This is a genomic window from Vibrio sp. Vb0667 (assembly GCF_033391095.1).
Map to the genome: position 1 here is coordinate 1 of NZ_JAWPOL010000107.1, position 1,749 is coordinate 1,749.

The following is a 1,749-nucleotide window of genomic DNA, read 5'->3' on the forward strand; positions in this document are numbered from 1 at the left end:
CACTACATGTCGACACCGAACAGTGAAACGTCCCCAGCGAGCAAACGCAGTCGAACGGAAGACGGTTGTTTGTTCGCACTGTTTAACCATCATGCGAAGCACGCTTTGTCTCAGGCTCAGCGCCGATACATCAGTGATTTGATTCGACCGGAGCAGTTAGCCGAAGTGATGAAGAGCGAAAAGATCAATTTTGGTAGCGTCGCTGCTTATAACTTGTTGCCAAACTGGAAACCGGTGTTGCGCCCCTTTGGAGATGTGGTCAAGTTGCCAAAGCTGATCACCATCGCAGGGTACAATTACACGGCGCTACGCCGGTGCGCGCGAGCGATTTCTTCGCGTTTAGAGCGTGCGGGCAGCCGAGTGGAGATCGTTATGTACTCCTACCGAGAACTGAGCGAGAAAGCCAAAAACGGCACGCTTGATGAGACTCTGGTTGTCACCAATATCAACTTGGACGATAACCGTCATGCGTCTGCGTTTAGCAACTTCTTTAGCAATGCCGTGCTTTACCACACCTTAGGGGCGCAAAATGCGGCGTGGTTGGATGCTCAAATGGAAAACGTCCGTGCATTCTCACCGCTTGAAGATTACCTGAGCGCGTTAGAGCCGATCGCGTCCACATTGATTAGCGAATATTGGATTGCACCGATGTTCCACCATACTCAGACGCTACGTTTTCAAGGGGTCTTGGAAGATGTCGCACTCACAAACTGGGGATGGCCAGACATACGATCCGTTTGGTCTGCGGACTGATCAAAACCGCCTGAGTGGCGGTTTTTTTGTGTCTGTAGTTTGGTGAAAGCCAGTGACGTGTTTATTTCTTCTAGCCAACAAATGTGATGTTTATCTACGTTTGAGCGTGAGCTATCAATAAATGGCCCGAAATGAACTTTGAAATTAATCACGAATTATATCGAGTCAATAGGTCTAATGTGATCTGATTTAAATAATGTAACTTTAAGAATATTGTCGAGAAAGTGATTGCATTCAAAATTCGTCTATTGACTTGTTGTTCAAATAAAATTTGTAGATTTTTTACGTGTGAAATTTTTGAGCACTGTCCATTTAAACAAATTGACAGGCTTTAAAGTGTGATTCGAAGCGCAAAAGTAGCTCGGTTGCGCGGTTGGGACTCTGTTATTGATAATTAACCCATCAGATGACGAACTGTTGATAGGGTTAAATATGCTGTACGAGTTAATCGACCACGAACTAGTAGATGTAATTAATGATCGCGCTTACCAATGGCAAGATGCGGTTAAAAAGACCACTCAATACCTAGAAAATAAAGGTTACGTCTCCCAGCACTATGCTGATGCGATCATCCGTTCAACGGAAGAAAACGGTCCTTACTATGTGTTATGCCCTGGATTGGCTATGCCTCATGCCCGACCTGAAACTGGCGTTTTAAAAACAGGCTTAGGCATCCATATTTTCCCATCACCTGTTGATTTTGGATCGGATCTCGGTCCGGCCAATATTCTTATTACCTTAGCTGCGAAAGACTCTGATACCCACATTGAGGTGATTCAAGCGTTGAGCGAGATGTTTGTGGATGAAGAGAACATTGCAAAACTGGCACAAGCCTCTTCCAAAGAACAAGTGCTAGACATAATAAAAGCATACTAAAAGGAACATAACGTGAAAGCAAACATGCGAGCCAATGTGCAAGCCTTCGGAGGTCATTTGACCGCCATGGTGCTGCCAAATATCGGAGCCTTTATCGCTTGGGGCTTTATTACTGCACTT

Annotated in this window: 1 protein-coding gene and 2 pseudogenes; all 3 read left to right on the forward strand. The window is 45.2% G+C overall.

The features are described from left to right. Positions 1-753, forward strand: a pseudogene (locus tag R8269_RS23755) (SgrR family transcriptional regulator); the annotation flags it as partial. A gap of 432 nt (positions 754-1,185) precedes the next feature. Further along, positions 1,186-1,629: a PTS sugar transporter subunit IIA gene (locus tag R8269_RS23760; protein ID WP_005391226.1), complete on the forward strand. Its 444-nt coding sequence runs from the start codon at positions 1,186-1,188 to the stop codon at positions 1,627-1,629. A 24-nt stretch (positions 1,630-1,653) separates the two neighbouring features. Continuing rightward, positions 1,654-1,749: pseudogene (locus tag R8269_RS23765) on the forward strand (PTS mannose transporter subunit IIA); the annotation flags it as partial.